This window comes from Pseudoalteromonas sp. 5Ae-yellow (assembly GCF_014077565.1).
Lineage (GTDB): Bacteria > Pseudomonadota > Gammaproteobacteria > Enterobacterales > Alteromonadaceae > Pseudoalteromonas.
Map to the genome: position 1 here is coordinate 23549 of NZ_JACGWD010000009.1, position 26819 is coordinate 50367.

Below are 26819 nucleotides of genomic sequence, written 5' to 3' on the forward strand. Positions count from 1 at the left end.
AAACAGCTACAGAAGTTGTCGCGTACATGAACGTAATTTTAAGTTAATGATAAAGGCGTATTTTCTTAAATGCGTAAATTTAAGTTTGTCGCGCTAAATGTCGAGTTTTTAAGGAGTTTACGGCTCAAAACTTGCGTCTTTATATATTTAGTGCATTAATGTAAGTAATATTAAATGATTAAAAGCTGCTGGGTATTAAGCATGGACAAAGGTTTAAACTTTGGTGAATTAACAGGTAAAGGACAATCTGTTCGAAGTAAGTTAATTATAACCTTTATAATTATAGCTTTAGTGCCACTTTGTATACTTACGTGGTTTAGTCTTGAACACGTAAATCGCACCCTTAAACAAAATGCAGACACCGAACTTAACGAGCTTAATAATATAGGCAAGCAATTTGCTGATATTTGGTTTGCAGACCATGTTAAAGATTTATATTTGCTTAGGTCACAACTTGATATTAGCTCTGCTAAAAAACAAAAATTAATAAATCAATTTGTTGAGCAGTATGACTTCGTTAATCATGTAGAGCTTATAGATATAAACCTTGTTAACTCACGACCTTTATCACCTTTTTTTGATGTTATTAAAGAGCAGCGCTTTGACGACATACGCACAGGTATTAAAAATACAGGCAAGATTCAGTTTCGGTCAATGACTGCCTCAGGGCGCGACTATCATATTATTGGCTTGCCAGTATTAAATGATGAAAATAAGTTACAAACAATATTGATCGCAGATATAAATTTAAACGGCTTATTAAATAATTTAAGTAAAATACACGCTGCTAATAAAGACATAACATTTTATGTTATGTACAAAAATAAAATTCAAAAAAGTAATAATTCAGACGATACCCAACCACTATTTTTCTCTCAAAACGGATCACCAACACAACGTGTTTTTACTTATAGTGATAAGAATGAAGTCACTTTATATGGGTATATTAATTCATTAGAGTTTTTAAATGAATCTGGCTGGCAGCTACTCGTATCAAAACCAAAAGAAGTCGCACTACAAGGCGCCAATTATTATAAGCAGCTTGCTGTATTGACTAATACGGGGGCGTTATTGCTTATATTAACGCTGTCTTGGTGGTTTGGTCGCCGGCTTTCTCAGCCTTTAATTAACTTAGCTAAAATTGTTGAAAATATTACAAAAGGCGATTTGGTTAAAGTTCCAATAATAAACGACAGTATAGAGTTTAATCAGCTTTCATTAGGTCTTCGTAAGTTAGTGGACGTAAAAGCAGAGCAACAAAGTATATTACAAAAACAACGCTCTGCACTTCAAATTGCATTAAAACAGTTAGCCGAGCAAAAAAGTGCATTAGATGAACACGCTATTGTTGCTGTAACTGATTTGCATGGCACCATCACTTTTGTAAATAAGAAATTTTGTGAGATTAGTGGCTACGATGAACACGAATTAATAGGTCAAAACCATCGCCTTTTAAATTCAGGAAAACACGAAAAAGAATTTTTTAAAAATATGTATAAAACCCTTAAACATGGCGACATATGGAACGGGCAAATATGTAACAAAGCTAAAAATGGTGATTTTTATTGGGTAGATACGACCATCGTGCCATTTTTAGATGAAAACGGTAAACCACAAAACTATATTGCTATTCGTACTGACATTTCAGCACTTAAATTACAAGAGCTAGAGCTTGAACAGCACAAAACACAGTTACAACTAGTGATTGACTCAACAGCCGTGGGTATTTGGGATTGGTATATCGATTCTAAAAAAGTGACATTTAATAATCGCTGGGCCGAGATTATAGGTTACAAACTCAGCGAGCTTGAACCATGCACTATAGATACTTGGTATACATTTGCTCACCCTGATGATTTAGCTATATCGGAGAGAAAACTTAAAGCGTATTTTGCCGGCGAGACTGACTATTATGTTAGCGAAGCCCGCATGAAGCATAAAAATGGAGATTGGATTTGGGTTCTCGATACTGCAAAAATAGTTGAGTGGAATACCGATGGCTCTCCAAAACGTATGATAGGTACGCATTTAGACATATCTGATCAAAAATCTACACAGCATGAATTGCAAGGAAGTCGAGATAGGTTTGCATCTTTAGTATCAAATATACCGGGCATTATTTATCGATGTAAATTTGATGACAAATTAAGCATGCTTTATATGAGCGACCAAGCGAGTGAAATAACAGGCTATTCGCCTGATGAGTTGATACATAGCGAAGCCATTAACTTTTTTGATTTAATATGCAAAGACGATTCTACAAAAATAAAAGCTGAAATATTAAGCTGTGTCGGCGCCAAGCAGCCATGGTCTGTTGAGTATAGAATTACAGCCCGCGATGGTTCCTTGCATTGGGTAAACGAAAAAGGCCAAGCGATTTACGCAGATGATGGCAACATATTGTATTTAGATGGGTTTATTTTAGATATTACGGATCGTTATAACACTCAATTAGAAATAAATCGTCAGCAAAATTTACTCGAATCAATGAGTAAGCAAGGTCAGATTGGCGCATGGGAAATTGACTTAGAGGCGCATACGCTTTATTGGTCTGATGAAGTTAAAGTTATTCATGAGGTACCAGAGGGTTATGAGCCTAGCATAGATACCGCAATTGATTTTTATAAACCAGGAATACACCGAGACACTATAAGTACCTTGTTTGAATGCGCTGTGACTTTAGGTGAAAGTTGGAGTGTTGAGCTTATTATTTTAACTTATTCGGGGCAGGAGCGTTGGGTTAAATCAATGGGCCAAGCAGAGCTTAGAGATGGAAAATGCGTACGTGTTTTTGGCTCGTTTCAAAGTATTGATGCGCATAAGCGACTTGAACTCGAAAGCGAAAAAACAAACAGGTATAACAAAAATTTAGCCGCACTTACTGTTGCCCCTGAAGTACAAAACAGTAATGTAGAACAAGTTAAAAAGTTAGCAGTTAAATCTATGTGTGAAGTGCTAGATATTACTCGCGCTTCGGTATGGATTTTTAACGATAAAAGAGATGTGATGACATGTCATGGTTTATACATTAAAGGGCAAGGTTTTGTAGATACAAATGCTGTTTTAACTGCTAAAGACTACCCTGAATATTATAACGCCATTTATAAGCAAAACTTAGTAGCTATTGATGATGTTTATACGCACCCAGCAACTGCTGATTTTATAGAAGCGTATGCAAAACCACTAAATATTAAATCGATGCTTGATGCAGTGATAGCAACTGGCGATGGTAATTTAGGTATTTTGTGTGCTGAAACGGTAGGCGAGCACCACAATTGGACGCAAAGCGAAGAAACGTATCTTCGATCATTAGCTACTTTAGTGGGAAGCTCTTTAGTTTCTCAGCAGCGTAAAGTAATCAGTGAGGAGTTAAAAGTAGCGCTTGTTAAAGCTGAAGATGCAGCGCTTGCTAAGAGTCAATTCTTAGCAACTATGAGCCACGAAATAAGAACGCCAATGAATGGTGTGCTCGGTATGCTAGAGCTTGTTCAATTAGAATCATTACCTAAGTCAATAGAGACAAAAGTAGACATTGCCAAAACAAGCGCACATTCTTTATTAGCCGTAATTAACGATATTTTAGATTTTTCTAAAGCCGAGGCTGGTAAAATCGAACTTGAAGAAATTAACTTTAATGGACGAGATTTAATTGGCGAAGTTGCCGCCGCGCAAGCATTTACTGCTCAAGACAAAGGCATTGAAATAATTTTAGATTTGTTAGCCTTGGAGCCTTCGCAATTATGTGGTGACCCCGGGCGAATTCGCCAAGTGCTTACTAATTTACTGAGTAACGCCGTTAAGTTTACGGCTAAAGGCGAGGTTGTGGTAAGTGCGAAAATTAATAAAATGGTTCAAGGTTTAGAATTTGTTGTAAGTGTAAAAGACTCAGGCATAGGAATAAGTGAAGACAAACAACAGCAATTATTTACTCCGTTTTCTCAAGTAGATGCATCAACAACGCGTGAGTACGGGGGCAGTGGCTTAGGGCTTGCCATCTGTAAACAACTTTGCGAGTTAATGGGAGGAGCTATTTCTGTCACTAGCGAAGCAGGTAAAGGAAGCACTTTTACTGCCTCTATAATGCTAACATCGGGAGATCAAAAAGAGCGTTATATTCCTAATATTAATATGAAAGAATTAACAGTTTTAGTTGTTGATGATAACGAAACAAATCGAATTGTAATTTCACAGCAGCTTGAACATTGGGGCGCTAAAGTTGCGCTTGCATGTGACGCACGCGAAGCTCTTGATATGTGCGCGCAGCAGTATAAAAGTAACAATTGCATGTATGACATTGCAGTGCTTGATATGCAAATGCCAGGAATGGATGGTATAGAGCTGTGTAAAGCACTAAAAGCACATGAACATTATAAATCAATGCCACTTGTAATGATGACCAGTATTGCTGGTATGGAAGGTGCGCAGCGCTATTCTAATGCAGGCTTTCAGGCATATTTCCCCAAACCTGTAACCACCGCTGATTTAATTTCTGCACTGTCAGTCATAACAAGTAATGATTCAGATGAGACACTCCCACTTGTTACTTCAGGCTATATTTCCTCTCTTAAAAAAGAAAAGGTGCAGGAACCTACCCAAATATTACTTGTAGAAGATAATCCAATTAATCGGCAAGTGGCTACATTAATGCTCAAAAAGCTTAATTGTGACGTTACAATTGCCGGGAATGGTCAACTGGCAATTGATATATTAAAAGCTCACGATTCAGGGTTCTTTAAGTTAGTACTTATGGATTGCCAAATGCCTGTTATGGATGGTTTTGCTTCAACCGCGGCTATTCGCAAAGGATTAGCGGGTGAACAGCACAAAAATATTAGAATTATTGCTATCACCGCTAATGCAATGGACTCCGATAAAGAGCGTTGTATTACAGCTGGAATGGATGATTATTTGAGTAAACCTATTCAATTAGATATTTTAAAAGATAAATTAGAGCAGTATATTTAAGGTAAAAATACAATGAGCCAACCCGTTATAATACGTGATGCAAAACCAAGTGACGCAAAAACAATTTTGCACTTTATTACCGAACTTGCCATATACGAAAAAGAACCGGATGCGGTAAAAACCGATGAACAGGCTATTTTAGATACTCTGTTTAGTGAAGGTGCTACTGCGCACAGCATAATTTGTTTAGAAGGTGATGAGCCAATTGGTTTTGCGGTCTATTTTTATAATTACTCTACATGGTTAGGTAAAAATGGCCTATACCTTGAAGATTTATACGTAAGCCCAGATAGCCGTGGCAATGGTGCAGGCAAAGCCATTATGAAGCACTTAGCTAATAAGGCGATTAGTAATAACTGTGGTCGTTTTGAATGGGTAGTGCTTGATTGGAATAAACCCGCTATCGATTTTTACAATAGCATTGGTGCAAAGCCGCAAAACGAATGGATTATATATCGCTTAACAGGGCAGGAATTACTAGACTTCGCTAAATAGTTAATGAAAATCATTTGCATTTAGTTTTGTGGGTGTGTAAGTTAACTACACGCCCATAAATAAACGTGCAGATGATTATATGATCTCAGGTCAAAAACAATCCCACTCAGATTTACTTTGTCTTGATCAAGCATTAAGCCCTTGGCAGTCGAATATAATGCAAGGTAATTATGCATTTGAACAAGGTGCACTTCTCGAAGCCCGCGATAAATACTTATTAGCTAAAACACTTGCAGATCATCTTCTTCAGCAGTTTTTATATGCTCAGATTAATAACAATGCCATTTATGCTATTGAGCATTGTATACCCGCACTTGTTGTTGCGTCGCATAATTTAGCTGATACCTATATAGCTATGCAGCAGCCAGAAAATGCATGCAAATGGCTATGCGAAGTACACTTAACACTCTGTTCGCTAATTAAGCATACTCATTACGATATACAAAAAGTGAGTAAGCATCATTACACTAAAACGTCCTCTGAACTTGTATTATTTGCAAGACGCTATCATTTTTTACCTGAGCTAATAGAGCAAGTGAATTTTTGCTTATGCTCAGAGAGCACTACAAACAATCAACTGCACTAATTTAAAAGAAAAAGGAGTATTTATGGCTTTTACTTTGCCTGCACTTAACTATGAGTACGATGCGCTTGAGCCTCATATTGATGGTAAAACAATGCATATTCACCACACATTGCATCATCAAACGTATATCAATAAAGCCAATGCTGCTTTAGCAGATACTGTTTATGCAACCGCAAATGCTGAAAAATTACTTAAGGGAATAAACAGTCTGCCTAGTAATTTACAAAAAGCAGTACAAGAGCATGTAGGAGGGCATTTTAATCACAGCTTATTTTGGCAAGTAATGAGCCCTCAAGGAGGAGGTGAACCTGAAGGTAGTGTAGCTCAGGCAATAAATGAACAGTTTGGCAGTTTTGATAAGTTTAAAGAGGAATTTACTGCTGTTGCAATTAGTCAATTTGGCAGTGGTTGGGCGTGGCTATGTGTGACCCCAGATAAAAAGTTGATTGTAGAAAATAGTGCTAATCAAGATTGCCCTTTAATGCAGGGAAATACCCCTATTTTGGGACTTGATGTATGGGAGCATGCCTACTATTTGAAGTATCAAAATAAGCGTCCTGACTATATTGCTGCTTTTTATAATGTAATTAATTGGACTGAAGTTGAAAAACGCTACCTAGCCGCAGTAAGTTGAGTGCCGAATATGGCTAGTAATACAGTTTATTTTCTATAAGCTAGGCTCTATTAGATTAATTTATAGAGCCGTTTATGGACACTTCACATTGGCAAAAAGCACGTCAGAGTCGCGATCCTCGTTTTGACGGGCTTTTTTACGTAGCGGTAAAAAGTACCGGTATTTATTGCAGACCAATTTGCCCTGCACCAACGGCTCACGAAAAAAACGTTGCTTATTATCAGTTTGCCCATAACGCGGCGCAAGATGGTTTTAGGCCCTGTATTCGTTGCAGGCCCGATAGTGCCCCAGGCAGCGCAGCATGGCAGGGTACAAAAACGACGGCACTTAGAGCAAAACAGTTAATAGATCAAAATGACGAGCACGACTGCGAAAAATTAGCAGCTCGTTTAGGCGTAAGTAGTCGTTATTTAAGGCAGTTGTTTAAGCAGTATTTTGGCGTGTCGATTACGCAATATCGATTATTTAACCAATGCCACTTTGCTAAAAAACTGATTCAAGAAACACATTTACCCCTTACCGAAATAGCATTTGCCGCTGGCTTTAAAAGTATTAGGCGTTTTAATGATGCTTTTTTACAGCAGTTAAATATAGCTCCCTCAAAGCTGCGCAGTGGCGATAAAAAACCAACGTCAACACTCATTTTAACCCTGCCATTTAGGCCGCCTTATAATTGGCCTGCTTTGCAGAGCTTTTTACAAAGGCGCTTGATAAAACCAATGGAGTGGATAACACAAACGAGCTACGGACGTACTTTTGCAAGTGAGGAATATAAAGGAAGCTTTACCGCTGAATTTATAGCGAGTAAAAATCACTTTAGTGTATCTATCAATATAGACAATACGGTGTACTTACAACCTGTTATAAATAATATACGCCGTGTGCTTGATTTAGATGTTGATATTAATTTAATTGAAACGCATTTAAGCGCCAATATAAACAATGCGTTTACAGTGTGTGAAGGGCTCAGACTTCTAGGGATTTGGTCAAGTTTTGAAGCCGGTATAAGGGCGGTACTCGGACAACAAGTGAGTGTTACTGCGGCGCATAATTTAGTAACAAAGTTAGTTGACGAATTAGGCGAAAAAGAGGGCGATGCCGTTTATTTTCCTACGGCTAAAATTGTTGCTAATAGTGATTTTGCATTTTTTAAAATGCCACAAGCACGCAAAAATGCGCTACACAACTTAGCCCAGTTTTGTGCACTAAATCCTGAAAATGACGATTTAGACGAATGGCTTAATTTAAAGGGAATTGGTCCTTGGACGGTAAATTATGCAAAGTTGCGAGGGCAAAGCCAGCCCGATATATTACTTGATGGCGACTTAGGTGTTAAAAAAGCTCAAGCGGCGGCAAACCCTTTCGTACCTGCTAACAGCGCTCCTTTTCGCTCTTACTTAACTTTTCAACTTTGGCAGCAATTATAATGATCATTCAAACATCCATTTCGAGCCCTATAGACGACATAATTATTCAAGCGACAGATAAAGGAGTGAGTTACGTTGGGTTTTATCCTCCAGTTGAGCACCTTCATACGCCATTTGAGCAAGTCGCTAACAAGGCGGTGCTTATTTGTGCTGCGCAGTTAAATGAGTACTTTGCAAAAAAACGTACTACTTTTGATGTACCACTTGATACAAATGGTACGGTATTTCAACAAAGCGTATGGCAAGCACTATTAACGGTACCTTTTGGAAAGTCGCAAACATACGGCTATATTGCAAACCAACTCAATAATCCAAAAGCAGTGAGGGCAGTAGGTGCTGCGAATGGTAAAAATCCGATTAGTATTATAGTGCCTTGCCACCGAATTATTGGCGCAAATGCAAAGTTAACGGGCTATGCTGGTGGGCTTGATAGGAAACTTTGGTTGCTGAAACACGAAGGATTAATGTAAATTAATTGATAAAATATAGCCAGTCTGCTTAACTCAACCTATAATTTAAATAATCAACTAATAAAAATTATTATGCGTATTAATAGCTTAGTGTACTTTTTTATTGCCAGTTTAATGTTTACCGCTACTGCGTTTAGCAAGCCGCAAAGTCTCGTGTTTTGTTACGAAGACAAAAATATAGCTCCTATGTTTTTAGGTGATGGCCAAAATATACCAACAGATAAACCTGGTGCATCAATCGAAATACTTCAAAAACTTGATTTAGCATTGCCCAATGTAGCAATATCATTTGTTAGAAAGCCATGGCGTAGATGCTTAAACGATTTAGAATTTAATCGAGTTAATGCTGTTATTGCAAGTTACCGCAAAGGGCGAGAAAACGTTGCTGTTTACCCTGTTGATGAGCAAGGTAAGTTACAAGATGACTACGCAGTAAGTGAATTTGGCAGCTGCCTTATAGGGCGTTATAAATTTCATAAGGAATGGGAGACTCGCGAAGTATTTCAAAATAAAGCATTTACGATAGCTATTCCTAATGGCTATGGACTAAATAGCGCGTTGAAAGAAGAACCATTTTTTATTCATAATACGTTCTCTAAAAGCAAAGCTTTTGAGTTGCTAGATAAGGGCGTGGTGCAGGCAAGTGTCGATCTATGCCAAGTAGATGGCTTAAAAGTGTCGAGTTACCCTTATAAAAGTAAAAATGTTAAACCTATCTACCCACCGTACGAAACCAGCCATGGTTACCTTATTTTTTCCTAAATTCTACGAAGAAAATAGCACTCTAAGCTTGCAAATGTGGCAATGGTTATCAAAATTTGAAAGTGCACCTGTGTATATTAAATACTTACAACCACCTAAATAACCTCATTAAATTCGCGTTTGTAAATTGGTATTAATTTAATATTAAGGTAGCATAAGCGCACTTTTTATAAAATGGCACCGCAATGGCTCAATTATACTTTTACTACTCTGCAATGAACGCAGGTAAATCAACCACGTTATTACAATCTGCATTTAACTATAAAGAACGTGGCATGGAACCTGTCATCCTTACTGCGGCCATTGATGATAGACAAGGCGTGGGTAAAGTATCGTCTCGTATTGGCTTGCAAGCTGATGCGCATGTATTTGATGCTAGCAAAGATGTTTTTGATCTTATTCAATCACTCAACAATGATAAAAAACGCCATTGTGTATTAGTTGACGAGTGTCAATTTTTATCAAAAGAACAAGTAATGCAATTAACCGATGTGGTTGATGAACTTGGTATACCGGTATTGTGTTATGGCCTGCGTAATGACTTTAGAGGCGAGCTATTTATAGGGTCGCAATACTTACTTGCGTGGGCTGATAAGTTAGTTGAGCTTAAAACTGTATGCCACTGCGGGCGTAAAGCTAACCATGTACTTCGTACCGATGAAAATGGTGAAGCAATTGCCGATGGTAACCAAGTAGAAATTGGCGGCAATGACCGATATGTTTCGGTATGCCGCAAACATTATAAAGCCGCGTTAAATATGGGCCGACAAAGCATTTAAAAATGTATCAATATCTTCGCGCGTAATATCTAAATGCGTTACTAGCCTAAGCTGCTTGCTTGGGCTAAATAATATACCTTGTTGTTTAAGTGCCTCAGCAACCTCTTCAATGTTTATACTGTTAGTGTATGTTGCGTAAACCATATTAGTGGTGTTACTCATATCGACAGTAAAGCCACTGATTTCACTTAATTGTTGAGCCAAATAACGTGCATTTGCATGATCGTCTTTTAAGCGCTCTACATTGTGCTCAAGTGCAAACTGCCCAGCGGCTGCAAGCATTCCGGCTTGACGCAAACCGCCACCAAGTACTTTTCTCCATCGTCTTGCTTTATTAATAAGTGCTGGTGAGCCTAATAATAAAGAGCCTACGGGCGCTCCCAAGCCTTTAGATAAACAAATAGAAACTGAATCAAAGTGTTTTGTAATTTCAGTGATATCAACATTTAGCTCAACTGCGGCATTAAATGCACGTGCGCCGTCTAAGTGCAGCGCTAAATTATGTGTGTTAACAAAGTCACGAGCTTGGGCTAAGTACTCAAGAGGCAGCACCTTTCCGCCAATGGTATTTTCTAAACTAAGCAATCGCGTTTTTGCAAAATGGCAATCGTCTGGTTTTATAGCCGCCGATATTTTACTAAAAGGTATACTGCCATCAGCATCGTTTTCGATAGGCTGTGGTTGCACAGACCCTAAAACAGCTGCACCGCCGCCCTCAAACTTATAGTTATGCGCATTTTGGCCACAAATGTATTCGTCACCTCGCTCACAATGCGCCATTATTGCAAGTAAGTTGGCTTGTGTACCTGAGCTACAATAAAGTGCGGCTTCAAAGTTAAAACGCTTACACGCATAAGCTTCTAGTTGGTTAACGCTTTCATCATCACCATATACATCATCACCAACCGGTGCGCTGCACATAATATCGCGCATTTCTTTTGTTGGTTTTGTAACTGTATCAGAGCGAAAATCTATCATGATTGCCTTATCCTTTTTATTGTTTTTAATAAAATTGGTATTAATCAAGCTCGCTACAAATTTGCTCGCGGGTTTCTTTATCAAAGTAGCTCCATGCAATAAAGCGGCTAATTTTTTGACCTTGTGCCATATCAACTATTTTATATTGTGCTATCGGGTGGGCTTTTAATACTTTTTCAAGGGCTGCAATATTATCTTTTTTGGATACTAACGACGTAAACCACAGTACTTGCTCTGCAAAGTCTTCGCTTTCTTTAATCATATTAGAGATAAACTGTACTTCACCGCCTTCGCACCATAATTCATTATTATGGCCACCAAAGTTAAGCGCGTTACTTGGTGTTTTGCCTAAGTTTTTCCATTTACGTTCACTACCTTTAGTCGCTTCTTCTTCACTGGCATGAAACGGAGGATTACAAAGTGTTAAATGGAATAAATCTTTTTGATTTATAACGCCTTTAAAAATATGTGATGCGTTTTTTTGTTGTTTTAGGGTTATTTTTAAACCATTAAACTGAGCAATTTGCTTTGCTATTTTTACTGAGGTTGCATCAATATCAGTCCCTGTAAAATGCCACTTATATTCACTTGTACCAGTAAGCGGGTAAACTAAATTAGCGCCAGTACCAATATCAAGTACTTTAATTTGCTTACCTAAAGGTATTTGTTGTTGATTATCATCACTTAATAAGTCGGCTAAGTAATGAATGTAGTCAACACGCCCAGGTATAGGTGGACATAAGTTGTGCTCGGGAATATCCCAAAAATCAATATTATAATGTGCTTTTAAAAGAGCTTGATTTAGTGTTTTAACGGCTTTGTTATCACTAAAATCAATACTTTTAGTACCTGCAGGTGTGGTTATAACAAAGGGCAGTAGAGCAGGGTGCTCTGTTGTTAATAAATCGAAGTCGTACCCATTTTTATGTAGGTTACGAGGGTGTAATTTTGAACGTGCTTTATTTTCTTTCATGGCTTCATTTTAACAACAGATATGATGTGGTGATTGTAACAAATGCTGATGAGTAAAGTGCAGACATTTCCTTTGGTATATTTAATATTGCTGGTAGGATGAGTTGAAAATAATAAAAAGGAATAACTGTGGCAATTTCTCAGCAATCAATAATAGTTGATTTAGACTCTCAGCAAACTCTTCATTTACGCCGTATTAGCGATGAAGATCAGCAAGGGCCCATCGTATTTTTTATGCATGGAGCAATAGAAAACGGTAAAATTTTTTACACCCATTCTAATAAAGGGCTTGCCCCTTTTTTGGCTGAGCATGGGTATAGATGTTATGTGGCTGATTTACGTGGACGAGGTGATAGTAAGCCAATTATTTCGAGCGAGTCCGAATATGGACAAACTGAGTCTATCCTAGAAGACATTCCTGCCTTTATTAAGCAAATAGAGTTGATTGAAGGCAAGAAGCCTGACTACTGGGTCGCTCACTCTTGGGGCGGGGTATTGATGAACAGCGCGTTTGCACGTTTTCCAGAATATATTAATGATGTAAAAGCGTGTGTGTATTTTGGCTCTAAGCGTTCTTTATTTAATAATCATCCTCAAAAATTATTACAAGCCAATTTAATTTGGTATTTTATGGCACCTTTACTTGCTAAAAAACACGGCTATTTAAATGCTAAAGGTTATAAGTGGGGAAGCGATAACGAAACTCAAAAGTCGCATTATCAAAGTATGCAATGGGCTAAAAAGAAGCCATGGATAGATTCTGATGATAATTTTGATTATGCAAAAGCGCTAAACAACCTGCATTTACCGCCAACGCTTCATATTGCTGCGGTAAAAGATAAAGCATTAGCGCAACCAATCGATATTCAAAAATTTATGGACGAATCGGGGCTAGGCATTCAACAAATGCAAATTTACGGTCGTAAACACGGGCATAATTTTGATTACGATCATATTAATATGCTTACCCACCCAAGTGCGCGTGATGATCAATTTAAAGATTTACTTAATTGGTTTAAAGCACATCCGATTAATTAATTCTCATCAAGTAACTTTAAAAGAGGTGTTTTGTAACGCTCCCACTTAGCGATTGCGGCGTTATTAATAGGTTGGCGAATAGCATGTTTACTCAAGGTCGTTACCGGTGTTTTTTGTTTATAAAATGCTAAGCAGCGCTCTTCAAAACTACAGTTTAAAAAACCAAGTAACTGCGTTAGCTGCTCTTTTGGGTTACTCACTAAATCTTCGTAACTGACATCATAAATTGGCATCTCTTTAAAAGAGTGCCAATGGCTCATCAATTTTTCATACAACTTATGATAAAGCTTAAACTCAGGTAGTGAGCAAAAGTAAGGCTCGTTTTCAGCAAAGTAATTAGTGAAGATAGAAAATGCGGTGGCATTAAAATCACGACTTAAATTTATAAATTTAGCATTTGGAAATAGAATATATATAAGTCCGAGCGACTGATAATTACTCGGCAGTTTATTTATTATAAAAGGTCTGATGGGCGATGCTGTTTTTAATGTTGTAATATACAGCTCGCGGACTTTTTTGATTAAATCCGGCGTTAAATATGCTAAACATTGCGGGTAAGTCACTCCCGTTTTTTGTTCGATAAAAGCAACTGCGTTATTACTAATACTCGTGCTCTCTCCTAGGCTCGAAAACTGACTATGGCTTGCCAGCATTTGCTCCACAAGGGTAGAACCACTACGAGGCATGCCAATAATAAATACAGGCGTGATATTACCCGTAAACTTTTTATCGGCAGAGGCTATAAACTCCTCGGTGTTGTATTTTATTATTTCATCGTAAAAAGGGGTTAAATCTTTAGTGTTAAATTCACTTAATTTTTTTTGTAATTTATTCGCCAATATAAAATAATTAAATGCTTGCTCGGTATCCTCAAGTGCATCGTAACTGTTTGCTAATGCGTAGTAACACACCATTTTTAAACGTAAATTACTCGTTTGAGTTAATAAGTGGTGCAAATTACTTACATAATTATGCTCATTATCAAAGCGACCTAACTGCACAAGTTCAAATAAAATATAAGCTGTTACAGGGTATACCCCAATACTGAGTGCATGAGCAAAGGTTGTATGAGCTTTATCTAACTCGCCATGTGTTAAATAGTGCTGTGCTAAGTAATAATGAGGCTCTGGGTTATGACTTGCTAATTTTTTTGCGTATTCAAGCACCGTTAGTGCATCGTTTGGCGAATGAACACCGTTAAATGCATCAGCAAGGGCATGTAATGGTTCAAGCATATGAGGCAAGCGCTCACAGGCTTTTTGGAGTAGGTATACAGCAGCGTCGTAACGTTCTAGTCGTAAGGCAATTCTGCCTAAGCCAAATAAAGCCTCACCATTTTCAGGGTTACTATTTAATAGCGTTTTAAAATGAAACTCAGCTTCTTTGAGTTTATTTTGTTGCAGTAGTTGGTTGGCTTTTTCAAGTAGCATAGTTATACCAATTTTATTAAAAAAATAATCATTCTATCGCATTAAATAGCGTACTCACTGCGTTAAAAATTATTCATATAGAGCAACTATATATCATAGTTTTCGCCTTGTTATTACGCTATTTTCTGAGCGCTATAATAGAACACTTATTCAATGCAATTGGTATTGTTCATTATTATTTTTATTAACTATAAAATTAAAAAGGCGAAATGTCTTTAACATTTCGCCTTTGGTTCTTCATGAAAATAGTTTAAAAAGTATATGTTGCTTTAGCGTAGTAAAAGCCACCGTTAATACCAAACGGAGATGTTTCGTAGAACTGACCACCCCAGTTGTTATTAGGGATGCCCGTTGCATCTGCAAAATCAAGTTTTTCAGCATCTTGGTCGAATAAGTTTTGAGCACCTACTGAGAAGCTAACTGATTCATTTAAGAAGTAAGTTACTTCAGCATCAATAGTGACTGCAGCATCTGCTGTTTTAGCTGTTGCATCATAATCAACGTGAACACCTTGGTATTCGCCGTAGTAGTTTGCACGAGCAAATGCAGAAACTGATTCCCATTGTTGAGACAATGTGAACGTTGCACGATGATTAGGTAAATCTTCTTCTAAACGCTTAACTTTAAACGCACCTGTAATTTCACTAAATTTAGTTACTTCAGTATCATTCCAGTTATATGCAAGGCTAAATGTAGAGCTACCGCCCATTAATTCAGCTGTATAGTTTGCAACTAAATCGATACCTTGTGTTGTTGTGTCAAAGTCGTTTGTAAAAAAGCTTACCTGAGCAAGACCTTGTACATTAGGTACTCCTGCTGCTGCAAGGGTATCTTTGTCTGCTTGGCTTAAGTTGATTTTATCTGATTGGCTAATACGGTCATCTACTTGGATGTTGTAGTAATCAAGCGTTAAAAATAATTCGCCAATTGTGTATACAGCACCAAGCGTATAACTTTGTGATTCTTCCGGCTCAAGCTCTGTACCACCTAATTGCACTGCAATTGGGTTTGTTGGTGGAAGAAGCGCTGAATCTTGTAATACACCGCCATCTAAACTTGTTTGTACATTACTTACGTTAGCTTGACCAACCGTTGGTGCACGGAAACCACTGCTTACAGAGCCACGAATATTTAAATCTTCAGTTAAATGGTATTGAGCCATTACTTTGTAGTTAGTGGTAGTGCCAAAGCTGTCGTAGTCTTCAAATCGAAGTGCTACGCCCATTAAGAAGTCTTCAGTAAACGGTGCTTCAACATCAACATATGCTGCATAGTTACGGCGAGAAAATTCACCTGCTTGTGATGGTTTAAAACCAGGAAAGCCGTTAGAGCCAATACCAAAACCTTGTGCTGTTAAAGGGCCTGCAGTGTAAGATTCTTCATCACCAGAGACGATAGTGAATGTTTCTTCATGCCATTCAAAACCACCGGCAATGTTTACATCATATGCTAAACCAAAGTCGACACCCTTTGATAAATCAAAGTTAAAGTTTTTCTCTAGCTGTTCGTATTTACCTGGGCTAAAGTCACGTGGCGTATCTGCACCTAAAGAGGCATTAACCGTGTCGTAAATAAAGTAACGTGATTCATTTAAACCTACAGTGCCGCTTAAGTCATAGTAAGTATCTTTTAAGAAGCCACCAGTGAATCGACCTTTAGTACCAATAGTTAAAGAAGTATCAGTAATGTTGCCGCCAAAGTTAGGTGTAAAACCACCTAGAAGCATCTCATTAAAGGCAAAACAATCTGGGTTGTTTGCTACACCATTTATGTAAGCAGGATCATCTAGTACATTGCCGTCTGTTATTGTGATAGTTGGACAGTTAGCGCTCATATCAGGTGTTGTGTCGGCAACAAGTAATGTTTCGCCACCATCATTTGAGTAAACACCAGAACGTGTTTGCGGGTTACGGTAATAAAAACCGCCACGTACATCACGTTCAGAGTAGTTACCAAACATGTAAAATTCAGAGTCGTTTGTTAGCTCTAAACCCACATTACCAAAAATAGTAATATCGTCATCTACTTCTGGTGCGCCCCATACTTGTGCAAGAGAAGATACATCAGGCACACCTGCAGCTGAAAGTGCTGCGGCATCGGCACGTTGAACTGAACGACTTGTTGCATCAGCTGTTTTATATTGAAAGCTTAAATTAGCAAAACCATTGTCGGTAAACGGTAAACCTACGTTACCCGACACTTGTGTTGTATCGCCATCACCTTCATAAAATTGACCATGGCGGATTTCTAATTTACCACCTTCTGAAGCGTCTTTTAGTTGGAAATTCATTACACCGGCGATTGCATCAGAACCATACTGCGCAGCCGCGCCATCGCGAAGTACTTCTACTTGTTTAATCGCAATGCTTGGAATAACTGAAATATCTGCGCCTTGCGCGCCATCGTTAATACCACCGCCTAAAAATGCGATTACAGAAGCACGGTGACGACGTTTGCCGTTTAAAAGAACCAATGTGCTGTCTGACGGTAAACCACGTAAGTTAGCTGGACGAACAAGAGAAGCCGCATCACTGATAGGGTTTTGGTGTACGTTAAACGATGGTACTGCACCTTTTAAAAGTTCAAGCATGTCAGTGTTACCTGACTTTTCAAGCTCTTCGCCGCCAATAATGTCGATTGGAACCGGTGAGTCACCTATTGAACGAGGAGCTGAACGCGTACCTACTACGGCAATTTTCTCTACGTTTTTATTTACTTTAGTTTGCTGTTGCTCGTCTGCTGCAATAGCAGAACCCGAAAAAAACAACCCTGCAGTGGTTGTAGCTAAAGCAAATTTGATTGCTTGGTTTAGCGCATTATTTTTTAATTTCATTCTAATTTTCCCCAGTTAGAATAATTCTTATTTTTGATGCTAATTTCACATCATTTATTTTTTACTTAATTTTTTGTTTCACATAAGTTTGAGGGTTTAGCTCAAAAGCCTAATCAATTAAGCTTACTTTTTGTGAAGTCCTATTTACAGACTATAGGTAAAAAACTGGAAGGGCAATTACCAATTAACCATTTGATAACAAAAAGATTCAATTTAAGAAAAAATGCAACAATGGTGCAAAGTAAAGCTAAAATTAACTAAATAAGTGAAAATAGGGTTGTTGAGAGGAAAATTAATGCGTTATCAGTATTTAAATGTTATTTATTTGTTTCTTTTTGGTGGGGTTTTCAATGTTTTGTGCGCATCGCCAAGTTGCTAATTTTTCTTTATATTCATCCCACACGCAGGGGCAGCAACTGCCACCACCACAACATTCATCAGATTTTGGTTTTTCAGGTTTTTGCGGTAGTTGGTTTGTCATATTCAGTGTTGTTGTATGTATTTAATACTAATTTGGTGCAAAGGATAAGTTAAAGGATGTTGTAAGTAAATTATTCTTTGTGAACCCGTGCTGCTGTGTGAAAATAAAAGTTATGCGATTATATAAAGTTATTCACCGTGCACCTTGGCGGGTAGTTAAAATTAGTAAAAAACGCCAACAGCTGCGTTTTCGCCGTGCTATGGTGGCGCTTAAAATTGCACTTGCGCAAGAAAAACAAGAAACCAAAGAAATGCTCTCTATTTATAGGCGCTACACTCAAGGCCAAACAAGTAAAGAGGAGTTAAAGCGCGCAAATGAGCAATTTGTTGATATTTTAAAAGGGTTAGGGCTTGGTGTGTTTGCAGTATTACCTTTTGCCCCGCTTACAATTCCTTTAGTTGTTAAATTAGGGAGTTTAGTGGGAGTTGATGTACTGCCAAGTTCGTTTAATATGAACAAATCAATTAAAGAACTTGATGCTAAAATAGATCAAGAAAATCAAAAGCAAGAATCCAAAAATAGCTTAAAAAAGTAGCTAAAATCCCTTCAAATTAGCGATACCTTTTAGGTGCGCTTATTGATATGCTCTTAAGTACCATTTTTATATTATATGAGCTTTTTAATGAGTGCATTACTACGTCATACATCTTCTGGTATTCCTTTATCTTTTATTCTTAAAAACGAATTATCTGACTGGCAAGCACAGCAGCCTGCATTTATACAAAATTGGTTAACTAATACAGGTTTTGAAAAGCAAGGTGTTGCTTTAATTCCTGATGCTAAAACGGGCGAGTTAAGCCAGGTATTTTGTTTAATGCAAAGTAGCGATGATTTTTGGGCTGCGGGTAATTTAGCAAATACACTTCCTACTGGTACTTATCAAATTCAAGGCGAGAGCGCTTTTGTAGAGCAAGTTGCTTTAGGGTTTGTGCTTGGTGGTTACGAATTTAGTGAATATAAAGAAAAACCAACAGCAAAAGCGCAATTAGCCATTAGCGATAAAGCGTTGTTTGAGCGTATTAGCCAACAAGCTGATGCCATTACACTTGCACGTGATTTAGTTAATACACCAGCGGTAGACATGATGCCGCAACATTTATCGCAAGTAATGGAAGATTTAGCTGCAACTTACAATGGCGAATTTTCACAGTGGATTGGCGATGAGTTACTAGAGCAAAACTACCCGACTATTCACATGGTGGGTCGTGCAAGCGAAAATAAACCGCGTTTACTTGATTTAAAATGGGGCGCAACAGATGCTCCATTAATTACACTAGTAGGTAAGGGCGTATGTTTTGACTCAGGCGGACTTGATTTAAAACCAAGCTCTGGCATGCGTAACATGAAAAAAGACATGGGCGGCGCGGCGCACGTAATTGCACTAGCACAGCTTATTATGGCAGCTAACTTACCAATTAGATTACGAGTGCTTGTACCTGCTGTTGAAAATGCAGTATCGCGCAATGCATTTCGCCCAGGCGATGTTATTAAAACGCGCAAAGGTATTATGGTCGAAATTGATAATACAGACGCTGAAGGCCGCTTAGTATTGTGTGATGCATTAAGCGAAGCGCAAAACGATAATCCTGAGCTAATTATTGATTTTGCTACCCTCACGGGTGCATGTCGTGTTGCACTGGGCACGGAGCTTCCGGGCTTTTTCTCAACAGAGCGCGATGTAGCAAATGGGATTATTGACGCCGGTTTAAGTGTACATGACCCTGTTTGGCAACTTCCGTTGTTTGAGCAATACAAAAGCTTACTAAAAAGTGATGTAGCTGATATGGCAAATTGCGCAAGCACACCGTTTGGTGGTGCTATTACCGCAGCGCTTTACTTAAAAGAATTTGTTGAACCAACAACACCGTGGGTACACTTTGATGTAATGGCATGGAACTTACGTGCATTACCAGGTCGTCCAACGGGTGGTGAAGCATTAGGTATTCGTGCTGTATTTAACTACTTACAAAATCGTTTTAATAAGTAAGTTTTTGATTCAATAGTAAGAACTTGAGCTTTATGAGCTTTAAACCTCATAAAGCTCAAGTGGCAAGTTATCTGGATCGGAAAAAAAGGTAAACTTTTTGCCGGTTATTTCATCCACTCTAATATCCTCAACGTTTACATCGCACGACTCTAAATACGTTTTTGCAATCTGTACATCCGCTACCTTAAAAGCTAAATGTCTTAAGCCTTGTGCTTCTGGATAGCTGGGTCTTTCGGGCGAACCATCAAACGAAAATAGCTCTATTTGGCTACCATCGGGCATGGCTAAATCTAATTTATATGAATTACGATCAGCTCTAAAGTGCTCATTAATAACGTTAAGTTTAAGTACATTGCTATAAAAGTGTTTAGAACGTGCATAGTCACTACAAATTATAGCAGCGTGATGAATACCTAAAAGTTTCAAATTTAATTCCTTAAAAAGCAAAAACGCACTTAAATAAGTGCATTTTATATGTGGCTTACTACATGTTGTGTTAGCTTTGCTCTGCTTCTTTACATGCTTTAACGGCCGGTGCTACAAGCTCTAAACCAGTTTTATCACACGGTGGTAAAGCAGCATCGCTTACACTAATAGGCGTTACACGTTCGCCCCATTTTATGTAACTTGCAGCCCACGTAAGGCCTGCACCAAATGCTGCAGACATAATGTTTGAATGCGGTTTAATTAACCCTTGCTCAACCGCTTCACATAACGCAATAGCAATAGTCGCAGCAGAGGTATTACCATAGTCACCAATGTTAACCATTACTTTTTCGTCAGGTACTTTTAAGCGATGCTGAATAGCCTGAATAATACGTAAGTTAGCTTGGTGTGGAACGAGTACATTAATGTCGTCAAGGCTTAAGTTGGCCTGTTGTAGTACGTCGTCGCAGGCTTCACTCATACCTTTTACAGCACGTTTAAAAATTTCACGACCTTCAAATAATAAATCAGAAGGACCAATTGGCTCATACTTATTTAAATCGCTACCAAAGTTGGTGATGTGTAAAATATCGCGGTCTTCGCTGTCACAACCGGTTTTGGTACCAAGTAAACCAGCAGGCGTATCGGCAGCTTCAAGTATTACTGCACCTGCGCCATCACCAAATAAAACAGCGCTGTCGCGACGTGCCCAGTTTACATACCAGGTCATACGTTCAGCGGCAATAACGACTGCTTTTTTAATCATACCCGCTTGAATTTGTGCTGTAGCAGCTTGCAACGCATATAAAAAGCCCGAACATGCCGCGTTTGTATCCATTGCGGCAGCGCCTGTTGCACCAATATTTTTTTGCACTTGTGAGGCGGTATTTGCCACAACAGTAGAAGGTGTACAGGTTGCTAATATCACTAAATCAATATCTTTAGGATCAATGCCTGCGCACGCAATAGCATGCTTAGCTGCAACGGTTGCCAGCTCAGCGGTACTTACATGACTCACTCGGCGAGATTTAATGCCAGTACGCGTGGTTATCCACTCGTCGGTGGTATCAACTATTTCACTAATTTCATCGTTGCTAATGCTTGCTGGTGGAATGCATTTACCCCAACCAGTGATATGTGCGTAAGGCATAGTATGTTCTCTTAAGGTGGTCTGACATGTGTTACTAATGGGGGAGTTATACCAAAAAACGGCTTTCAAGACTAGTTTATAGCATGCTTTGCATCGTAAATATTCGCAATTACAGGTTATTTAAGGTAATGCTAGTATAAAAAAGGAGCAAGTATGAAAACAACACTAATAACAACATTCACTGCAATAACGCTGGCACTAATAACAAATGGGGCTTTTGCTCAACAGCATAAAATTATATATGCGGGCAGTTTACTTGCATTCGAGGAGCAAAAAGTAAAAACAGAGCAAACGTTAGTCATAACAGATAATACAATAACAGCCATTGAAGACGGCTATCTCACAAAAGCAGAACTTAACCTATCTGATGCCGATATTATCAATCTTAAAAATCAATTTGTAATGCCTGGTCTTATTGATATGCATGTTCACGTTACGTTTGAGCGAGATGCTAAAGCAAACCCTCACCGCTGGGCAACAGAATATGATGCCGATTATGCTTTGCGCTCAATTAAATATTTGCAACGTACGCTCGATGCGGGTTTTACATCAGTGCGAGATTTAGGTAGCGATCATAAAGTTATATTTCCGCTAAAACGCGCTATCGAGAGAAATGATATTAACGGCCCTCGTATTTTTGCAGCGGGTAATACAATATCGCCTACCGGTGGACACGCAGATATGCACGGTTATCGAAAAGATATTACAGATGCGGTTACAGGTGGGATTGGTATTTGTAATGGCGCGGATGATTGTAGCCGTGCGGTACGCGAGGTAATAAAAAGTGGCGCTGATGTAATTAAAATTACTGCCACAGGTGGAGTATTGAGTAATACCGCCGCACGGGTTAACCAACAACTTACAGATGCAGAGCTGATTGCAATTGTTGATACTGCTCACCACTTAGGGCGTAAAGTTACAGCGCATGCGCACGGTACACAAGGTATAAAAGCGGCCTTAAAAGCCAGTGTAGATTCTATTGAGCATGGCTCTTATTTAGATAAAGAGGCAATAAAGTTATTTAAAAAAACGGGAGCTTATTTAGTACCGACGCTTTTAGCGGGTGCAACGGTAAGTGAAGAGGTGCTAACAAATCCAAATATGCCACCGGCAATAGCCGACAAAGTGCGTGAAGTGACTCCAAAAATGCAGGCTTCGTTTAAACTTGCACTGAAAAATAAGGTTAATATAGCTTTTGGAACAGATTCTGGGGTGTCGCGTCATGGCCTCAATGCTAACGAATTTAGTTTAATGGTAAACAATGGTATGAGCGAAGCCCAAGCTATTAAATCAGCAACCATACATGCAGCTAAACTGCTTGGAAAAAGCGCACTCATTGGCGACTTGAGTGTTGGTAAACAAGCAGATATTATCAGTGTGAATGGCTCACCACTTAAAAATATCGACGTACTTAAAAACGTGCAATTTGTTATGAAAGCCGGGCAAGTTTATAAACAATAGGGAAGGTTATGAACAGCAAAATAAAAGTGTCGTTGTTTAATCATTTAATTGACGCTGAGCGCCAGTTACTCGACCCAGAAGTTCGCCAATCTGAGCGCGCATTAGATGCTTTACTCGATGATGAATTTATCGAAATTGCTGCCAACGGCACTACATTTAATAAATACCAAGTACTTACCCGCTTACCTACCGAGGTTGTGCCACAGTTTTATAATCAGCATTTTAAGGGCCGAATGCTGAGCGATGATGTAGTGCAACTTAGTTATCAAGCCGCTTATAGGCGCTCTGCTCGCGCTGAATTTAATTATTCATTGCGTATGTCGCTTTGGCGTAAGCAAGGTGAGCAATGGCAAATGGTGTTTCATCAAGGAACGCCTTGTGCACCGTTTTCAATTTCGATGGATGATGATTAAAAATCACATAACCGTTAAAATAACCTTATTAAACATTTGATTGGGCAATAACCTCTTGTTAATGCGTACCGACCCCACCATTAGTCGATTATTAATGCTGCGAAGCGGCGCTATTGCCGTGCAATTAATTGCGGTGCTTAGCGTTTATTTTTTACTAGAACATCAAATTGCATTACTGCCATTACTGGTTGTTATTGCCGTTGAGGCTGTGTTTCAGCTTATTAGCCTGTTTGCCTATCGTAATGTAAGCCGCGCTAAACCTTTGGGTATGTTGATGCAGTTAACCGCTGATGTATTATTTTTAACGGTTTTGCTCTCACTAAGTGGCGGTGCAACTAATGCATTTGTATCACTGTTATTGCTCCCGATAATGATCGCAGCTGTTACGCTGCGAGAAAAAGGATTAGCTTATATTGCAGTATTAGCCATTGCCTCATACAGTTTGCTACTGATAAAGATGCCCGATCACAATATGCATCAAATGAATATGAGTGGTCACTTTATTGGCATGTGGGTCAATTTTGTTTTAAGTGCCAGCGTAATCGCACTTGTTATTGGCGCAATGAGCAGGGCACTTAAAGAGCGAGAGCGAATTATTGCAAACGTGCGTGAAAAACAATTACGTAATGAACAGCTTGTTACCCTTGATGGGGCCGCTGCACAAATAACCCATCAACTAGCGACCCCAATTGCAAATTTACAGCTATTGTTTGAAGAGTTATTAGAAGAGCAACCAAACAACCCCATTGTTAAGCACATGCAAGCGCCGCTTACTCAGTGTAGTACGCAACTTAACGACTTTAGAAAACTCTCAGAGCAATTACGCCTTAAAAATTCGCAAGAGCATACCACCGTAAAGCAACTGCAAACACAAATTACAGACACACTTTTACTACAATACCCTGATCAGCACATTAACTGGATTACGCCACCTATTGCAGCAACATTGATAAGTGATGCGATGTTATTGCCTGCTATTTTAAATTTATTGCAAAACGCCGCGCTCGCTAATCAAAAACAAGGTCAAACTCAATTAGAGCTGAGTTGGCAGCAAGATAACTTACATAGTGAATGCGTTTACTTGTTAATTCGCGATTTTGGCCCTGGCTTTTCATCATCGCAATTAGCAGAACTGGGCGGGCAACTTATGCCAAGCGATCAAGGAATGGGGCTTGCTGTGCTTTTATCAAACGTTACTTTTGAGCGTTTAAATGGCTCACTTACCTTGTTTAACCATGCAGATGGCGGCGCTGTCGCCAAAGTTAAACTTGCTATTGTAAACACTGAGAATAACGCCTCATGAAGTTACTTATAATTGAAGACGACATAAATTTAGCCAGCACACTGGCAAGGCGCTTAACTAAACAAAGCTTTACCTGTGAGGTGGCGCATAACCAAAGTGATGCGTTACTTGCTGCGCGTAAATTATTACCCGACTTTGTTTTATTAGACATGAAACTAGGCGACGATAACGGACTGACACTAATAAAGCCGCTGCGTAGTTTGCTCCCCCAAACTCATATTGTTTTACTAACTGGGTTTGCAAGTATTGCAACCGCAGTAGAGGCAATGCGGTTAGGTGCAAACGATTACCTTACTAAGCCGGTTGATATGGCAACATTATTAAAAGCGCTTAACACCGAGCCTGTGGCATTGGCATCGAATGTTATTGATGATGCGGTTATGTCGCCGGAGCGCTTAGAGTGGGAGCATATTCAACAAGTACTGCACAGCAATAATGGCAATGTGTCGGTTACCGCGCGGCAACTTAATATGCATAGGCGTACTTTGCAGCGCAAGTTACAAAAAAAGCCGGTGCAACAGTAATTTAGTACTTAATTTAAGGAAAGTGTTATGAGCGATGATGCAGCAGCACTCATGCAAAATCAAAAAATTATATTATTTGATGCGCAATGTAAGCTGTGCAGCGCGTGGTGTAATTTTATTATTGCTCACGATAAAAATACTATTTTTAAATTATGCAGCGTGCAATCTCCAAAAGGGGAATTGCTGTTAACGCATTTTGGTTTTTCAACAACTGAATATGCCTCAATGGTGCTTGTTGAAAATGGTAAAGCATTTACACAAAGCCATGCTTTTTTTAATGTTGTTAAGCAGCTAGGTTACCCATACAAGCTAGCAAACGTATTTAGTATTTTGCCAAATAGTTTTAATAATTGGTTATACGATAGGGTTGCTTTAAACCGCTATACCTTATTTGGAAAATATCAGTATTGCAGAATTCCCAACCCAGATAATACTAAACATTATTTATAAATTAGGCGTTAATACACTGCAGTATAAGTAGATGCTAGGTTTATGAGGTTGTGTTAAAATCGCCGCGTTTAATTTTAGCTAACGGTATAAAAGGCTTTTTTGATGGCAAATACAGCACACGCACTTCACATTTTGGTTAAGCACAAAGAAATTGCAGAAGATATTATTAAGCAATTGGGTAAAGGTGCAAAGTTTCAGACCTTAGCTAAAAAGTATTCGTCATGCCCATCGGGGAAAAAAGGCGGAGACTTAGGTGAATTTAGACGCGGCCAAATGGTCCCACAGTTTGACAAAATTGCGTTTAAAGGCGCAATTTTAGAGCCCCACCTAGTTAAAACAAAATTTGGCTGGCATGTAATTAAAGTACTTTATCGTACTTAATAAGCTCGCTGACAAATACTAAAAAGGCTGTACACTGCAGCCTGTTTAGTATTCAGTTTTTTATTTAATCAACATCCAAATACCTGCAGCAATCATAAACAGGTTTTCGGTCAGAGAGACAAACCCCAGCGGTACATTACTATCACCGCCAACGCAGGCACACTTAAGCTCTCGTTTGTCTATGTAAACAGCCTTAATCACCGACACGGCTCCAACTCCTCCAATAAATAAAGAAATTGGTGCAACAACATAAGCTGAAAGCCCTGCAATCATGCCTATACTGACAAATGCTTCTAAAAATGGATACACATAAGCATACCTAACTACTTTCATAGCAAATAAATCATAGGTTATAAAAGAATTACTAAAGCTGTATAAGTTGCGTAATTTTTGAATAGCCAGTACGCCCATTGTTAGCGCGACAAACAGCATAACTGTATGCATAGAAAAAAGTGCAAAGCCAGTCGAGTAGCTAAATGCAAAGGCAAGTAATAACGTGACAGCAAAAATGGCCGTAACGGGGGTATAAGTTGTACCTTGTTGGCCTGGCTCTGATTTATTAAAGTAAGCGCGCAAATCATCATATCCGCCAATGCGTTCGTTATCGATAAATGTTTGAGGTGTGGTATCAACATTGTGTTTTTGTTGAAATGCATCGGTTTCTTCGCGCGAAGTCAGTGGTTTATCATCTACCTTATAGCCCTTTCGCCTCAGTAAATCTTTTGATTTGAGTCCAAATGGGCAAATATGCTCATCGGTTACCATTCTGTATAATGTTGCTGACTTAGCCATGCTTGCTCCTTATGCGTATTTAGTTACTAGTTAACCCTTAAGTAATAGTGAGAGTGAATAGCGGTATGAAAGAAGTTAATAG

At 38.7% G+C, this 26819-nt stretch carries 25 protein-coding genes; 17 read left to right on the forward strand and 8 right to left on the reverse strand.

Going from position 1 to position 26819, the window contains the following annotated elements; translation table 11 throughout:
- Positions 1-201: 201 nt before the first annotated feature.
- The 8 genes from H4J63_RS04260 to H4J63_RS04295 all read left to right on the forward strand — a co-directional run bounded on the left by H4J63_RS04260 (position 202) and on the right by H4J63_RS04295 (position 10118).
- The gene (locus H4J63_RS04260) at positions 202-4965 is read left to right on the forward strand and encodes a PAS domain-containing protein (RefSeq protein WP_024605682.1); all 4764 of its coding nucleotides are present in this window, start codon (positions 202-204) and stop codon (positions 4963-4965) included.
- A 12-nt stretch (positions 4966-4977) separates the two neighbouring features.
- Positions 4978-5460 carry a GNAT family N-acetyltransferase gene (locus H4J63_RS04265; RefSeq protein ID WP_024593105.1) on the forward strand — a complete coding sequence of 161 codons (483 nt, stop codon included), beginning with the start codon at positions 4978-4980 and terminating at the stop codon, positions 5458-5460.
- 79 nt (positions 5461-5539) lie between these two features.
- Positions 5540-6046 carry a hypothetical protein gene (locus H4J63_RS04270; protein ID WP_024605683.1) on the forward strand — a complete coding sequence of 169 codons (507 nt, stop codon included), beginning with the start codon at positions 5540-5542 and terminating at the stop codon, positions 6044-6046.
- A gap of 22 nt (positions 6047-6068) precedes the next feature.
- On the forward strand, positions 6069-6680 hold the full coding sequence (locus H4J63_RS04275; protein ID WP_024605684.1) for a superoxide dismutase: 612 nt from the start codon (positions 6069-6071) through the stop codon (positions 6678-6680).
- Between the two features lie 74 nt (positions 6681-6754).
- A complete protein-coding gene (locus H4J63_RS04280) occupies positions 6755-8107 on the forward strand; it encodes a DNA-3-methyladenine glycosylase 2 family protein (protein ID WP_024605685.1) in 1353 nt (450 codons plus the stop codon).
- Positions 8107-8577, forward strand: a complete 471-nt coding sequence (locus H4J63_RS04285) for a methylated-DNA--[protein]-cysteine S-methyltransferase (protein WP_024605686.1) — start codon at positions 8107-8109, stop codon at positions 8575-8577. Before H4J63_RS04280 ends, H4J63_RS04285 begins: the two co-directional genes overlap by 1 nt.
- Before the next feature lie 72 nt (positions 8578-8649).
- Positions 8650-9339, forward strand: a complete 690-nt coding sequence (locus H4J63_RS04290; protein ID WP_240917420.1) for an amino acid ABC transporter substrate-binding protein — start codon at positions 8650-8652, stop codon at positions 9337-9339.
- Positions 9340-9524: 185 nt separating this feature from the next.
- Positions 9525-10118, forward strand: coding sequence for a thymidine kinase (locus H4J63_RS04295; RefSeq protein WP_007582344.1), 594 nt, complete (start codon positions 9525-9527; stop codon positions 10116-10118).
- Here the strand turns inward: H4J63_RS04295 and ltaE are convergent.
- Entirely contained in the window at positions 10092-11096 is a 1005-nt protein-coding gene (gene ltaE / locus H4J63_RS04300; protein WP_024605687.1) for a low-specificity L-threonine aldolase, read from the reverse strand. The genes H4J63_RS04295 and ltaE overlap by 27 nt on opposite strands.
- A gap of 40 nt (positions 11097-11136) precedes the next feature.
- Positions 11137-12069 (reverse strand): 23S rRNA (adenine(1618)-N(6))-methyltransferase RlmF, encoded by a 933-nt coding sequence (rlmF, locus tag H4J63_RS04305; RefSeq protein WP_024605688.1) that lies wholly within the window; start codon positions 12067-12069, stop codon positions 11137-11139.
- Between the two features lie 128 nt (positions 12070-12197).
- Here rlmF and H4J63_RS04310 point away from each other — a divergent pair, with 128 nt between their 5' ends.
- Entirely contained in the window at positions 12198-13106 is a 909-nt protein-coding gene (locus tag H4J63_RS04310; RefSeq protein ID WP_024605689.1) for an alpha/beta hydrolase, read from the forward strand.
- Here the strand turns inward: H4J63_RS04310 and H4J63_RS04315 are convergent.
- The 3 genes from H4J63_RS04315 to H4J63_RS04325 form a co-directional block, all read right to left on the reverse strand.
- Positions 13103-14536 (reverse strand): sulfotransferase, encoded by a 1434-nt coding sequence (locus tag H4J63_RS04315; protein ID WP_024605690.1) that lies wholly within the window; start codon positions 14534-14536, stop codon positions 13103-13105. The two genes, H4J63_RS04310 and H4J63_RS04315, sit on opposite strands and share 4 nt — an antisense overlap.
- 250 nt (positions 14537-14786) lie before the next feature.
- Positions 14787-17369 (reverse strand): TonB-dependent siderophore receptor, encoded by a 2583-nt coding sequence (locus H4J63_RS04320; RefSeq protein WP_024605691.1) that lies wholly within the window; start codon positions 17367-17369, stop codon positions 14787-14789.
- A gap of 310 nt (positions 17370-17679) precedes the next feature.
- Complete coding sequence (locus tag H4J63_RS04325) at positions 17680-17850, reverse strand: oxidoreductase-like domain-containing protein (protein ID WP_010553991.1); 171 nt, start codon at positions 17848-17850, stop codon at positions 17680-17682.
- Positions 17851-17962: 112 nt separating this feature from the next.
- Between H4J63_RS04325 and H4J63_RS04330 the strand changes: the two genes are divergently transcribed.
- Together H4J63_RS04330 and H4J63_RS04335 are read left to right on the forward strand one after the other, a co-directional pair.
- Positions 17963-18385 carry a hypothetical protein gene (locus tag H4J63_RS04330; protein ID WP_007582356.1) on the forward strand — a complete coding sequence of 141 codons (423 nt, stop codon included), beginning with the start codon at positions 17963-17965 and terminating at the stop codon, positions 18383-18385.
- 87 nt (positions 18386-18472) lie between these two features.
- Positions 18473-19837, forward strand: coding sequence for a M17 family metallopeptidase (locus H4J63_RS04335; RefSeq protein WP_182194749.1), 1365 nt, complete (start codon positions 18473-18475; stop codon positions 19835-19837).
- 39 nt (positions 19838-19876) lie between these two features.
- Here H4J63_RS04335 and H4J63_RS04340 read toward each other — a convergent pair whose 3' ends face one another.
- Together H4J63_RS04340 and H4J63_RS04345 are read right to left on the reverse strand one after the other, a co-directional pair.
- Positions 19877-20263, reverse strand: a complete 387-nt coding sequence (locus tag H4J63_RS04340; RefSeq protein WP_182194753.1) for a VOC family protein — start codon at positions 20261-20263, stop codon at positions 19877-19879.
- Between the two features lie 70 nt (positions 20264-20333).
- Complete coding sequence (locus H4J63_RS04345) at positions 20334-21413, reverse strand: ketoacyl-ACP synthase III (protein ID WP_182194756.1); 1080 nt, start codon at positions 21411-21413, stop codon at positions 20334-20336.
- A 153-nt stretch (positions 21414-21566) separates the two neighbouring features.
- Here H4J63_RS04345 and H4J63_RS04350 point away from each other — a divergent pair, with 153 nt between their 5' ends.
- The 6 genes from H4J63_RS04350 to H4J63_RS04375 all read left to right on the forward strand — a co-directional run bounded on the left by H4J63_RS04350 (position 21567) and on the right by H4J63_RS04375 (position 25945).
- Entirely contained in the window at positions 21567-22874 is a 1308-nt protein-coding gene (locus H4J63_RS04350; RefSeq protein ID WP_182194759.1) for an amidohydrolase family protein, read from the forward strand.
- A gap of 8 nt (positions 22875-22882) precedes the next feature.
- Positions 22883-23287, forward strand: a complete 405-nt coding sequence (locus H4J63_RS04355) for a DUF4440 domain-containing protein (RefSeq protein ID WP_182194762.1) — start codon at positions 22883-22885, stop codon at positions 23285-23287.
- 61 nt (positions 23288-23348) lie between these two features.
- On the forward strand, positions 23349-24590 hold the full coding sequence (locus H4J63_RS04360) for a sensor histidine kinase (RefSeq protein ID WP_182194828.1): 1242 nt from the start codon (positions 23349-23351) through the stop codon (positions 24588-24590).
- A complete protein-coding gene (locus H4J63_RS04365; protein WP_002959011.1) occupies positions 24587-25114 on the forward strand; it encodes a response regulator transcription factor in 528 nt (175 codons plus the stop codon). Before H4J63_RS04360 ends, H4J63_RS04365 begins: the two co-directional genes overlap by 4 nt.
- 27 nt (positions 25115-25141) lie before the next feature.
- Positions 25142-25564 carry a thiol-disulfide oxidoreductase DCC family protein gene (locus H4J63_RS04370; protein ID WP_182194766.1) on the forward strand — a complete coding sequence of 141 codons (423 nt, stop codon included), beginning with the start codon at positions 25142-25144 and terminating at the stop codon, positions 25562-25564.
- A 102-nt stretch (positions 25565-25666) separates the two neighbouring features.
- Entirely contained in the window at positions 25667-25945 is a 279-nt protein-coding gene (locus H4J63_RS04375) for a peptidylprolyl isomerase (protein WP_002959014.1), read from the forward strand.
- A 60-nt stretch (positions 25946-26005) separates the two neighbouring features.
- Here the strand turns inward: H4J63_RS04375 and H4J63_RS04380 are convergent, their stop codons facing one another.
- Entirely contained in the window at positions 26006-26737 is a 732-nt protein-coding gene (locus H4J63_RS04380) for a MauE/DoxX family redox-associated membrane protein (protein WP_182194769.1), read from the reverse strand.
- Between the last annotated feature and the right edge of the window lie 82 nt (positions 26738-26819).

Excerpts from the sequence above, each read along its gene's own strand:
- H4J63_RS04260 (WP_024605682.1), top strand. The coding sequence starts at position 202 with ATGGACAAAGGTTTAAACTTTGGTGAATTAACAGGTAAAGGACAATCT.
- H4J63_RS04265 (WP_024593105.1), top strand. The coding sequence starts at position 4,978 with ATGAGCCAACCCGTTATAATACGTGATGCAAAACCAAGTGACGCAAAA.
- H4J63_RS04270 (WP_024605683.1), top strand. The coding sequence starts at position 5,540 with ATGATCTCAGGTCAAAAACAATCCCACTCAGATTTACTTTGTCTTGAT.
- H4J63_RS04275 (WP_024605684.1), top strand. The coding sequence starts at position 6,069 with ATGGCTTTTACTTTGCCTGCACTTAACTATGAGTACGATGCGCTTGAG.
- H4J63_RS04280 (WP_024605685.1), top strand. The coding sequence starts at position 6,755 with ATGGACACTTCACATTGGCAAAAAGCACGTCAGAGTCGCGATCCTCGT.
- H4J63_RS04285 (WP_024605686.1), top strand. The coding sequence starts at position 8,107 with ATGATCATTCAAACATCCATTTCGAGCCCTATAGACGACATAATTATT.
- H4J63_RS04290 (WP_240917420.1), top strand. The coding sequence starts at position 8,650 with ATGCGTATTAATAGCTTAGTGTACTTTTTTATTGCCAGTTTAATGTTT.
- H4J63_RS04295 (WP_007582344.1), top strand. The coding sequence starts at position 9,525 with ATGGCTCAATTATACTTTTACTACTCTGCAATGAACGCAGGTAAATCA.
- ltaE (WP_024605687.1), bottom strand. The coding sequence starts at position 11,096 with ATGATAGATTTTCGCTCTGATACAGTTACAAAACCAACAAAAGAAATG.
- rlmF (WP_024605688.1), bottom strand. The coding sequence starts at position 12,069 with ATGAAAGAAAATAAAGCACGTTCAAAATTACACCCTCGTAACCTACAT.
- H4J63_RS04315 (WP_024605690.1), bottom strand. The coding sequence starts at position 14,536 with ATGCTACTTGAAAAAGCCAACCAACTACTGCAACAAAATAAACTCAAA.
- H4J63_RS04320 (WP_024605691.1), bottom strand. The coding sequence starts at position 17,369 with ATGAAATTAAAAAATAATGCGCTAAACCAAGCAATCAAATTTGCTTTA.
- H4J63_RS04325 (WP_010553991.1), bottom strand. The coding sequence starts at position 17,850 with ATGACAAACCAACTACCGCAAAAACCTGAAAAACCAAAATCTGATGAA.
- H4J63_RS04330 (WP_007582356.1), top strand. The coding sequence starts at position 17,963 with ATGCGATTATATAAAGTTATTCACCGTGCACCTTGGCGGGTAGTTAAA.
- H4J63_RS04335 (WP_182194749.1), top strand. The coding sequence starts at position 18,473 with ATGAGTGCATTACTACGTCATACATCTTCTGGTATTCCTTTATCTTTT.
- H4J63_RS04345 (WP_182194756.1), bottom strand. The coding sequence starts at position 21,413 with ATGCCTTACGCACATATCACTGGTTGGGGTAAATGCATTCCACCAGCA.
- H4J63_RS04350 (WP_182194759.1), top strand. The coding sequence starts at position 21,567 with ATGAAAACAACACTAATAACAACATTCACTGCAATAACGCTGGCACTA.
- H4J63_RS04355 (WP_182194762.1), top strand. The coding sequence starts at position 22,883 with ATGAACAGCAAAATAAAAGTGTCGTTGTTTAATCATTTAATTGACGCT.
- H4J63_RS04360 (WP_182194828.1), top strand. The coding sequence starts at position 23,349 with ATGCGTACCGACCCCACCATTAGTCGATTATTAATGCTGCGAAGCGGC.
- H4J63_RS04365 (WP_002959011.1), top strand. The coding sequence starts at position 24,587 with ATGAAGTTACTTATAATTGAAGACGACATAAATTTAGCCAGCACACTG.
- H4J63_RS04370 (WP_182194766.1), top strand. The coding sequence starts at position 25,142 with ATGAGCGATGATGCAGCAGCACTCATGCAAAATCAAAAAATTATATTA.
- H4J63_RS04375 (WP_002959014.1), top strand. The coding sequence starts at position 25,667 with ATGGCAAATACAGCACACGCACTTCACATTTTGGTTAAGCACAAAGAA.
- H4J63_RS04380 (WP_182194769.1), bottom strand. The coding sequence starts at position 26,737 with ATGGCTAAGTCAGCAACATTATACAGAATGGTAACCGATGAGCATATT.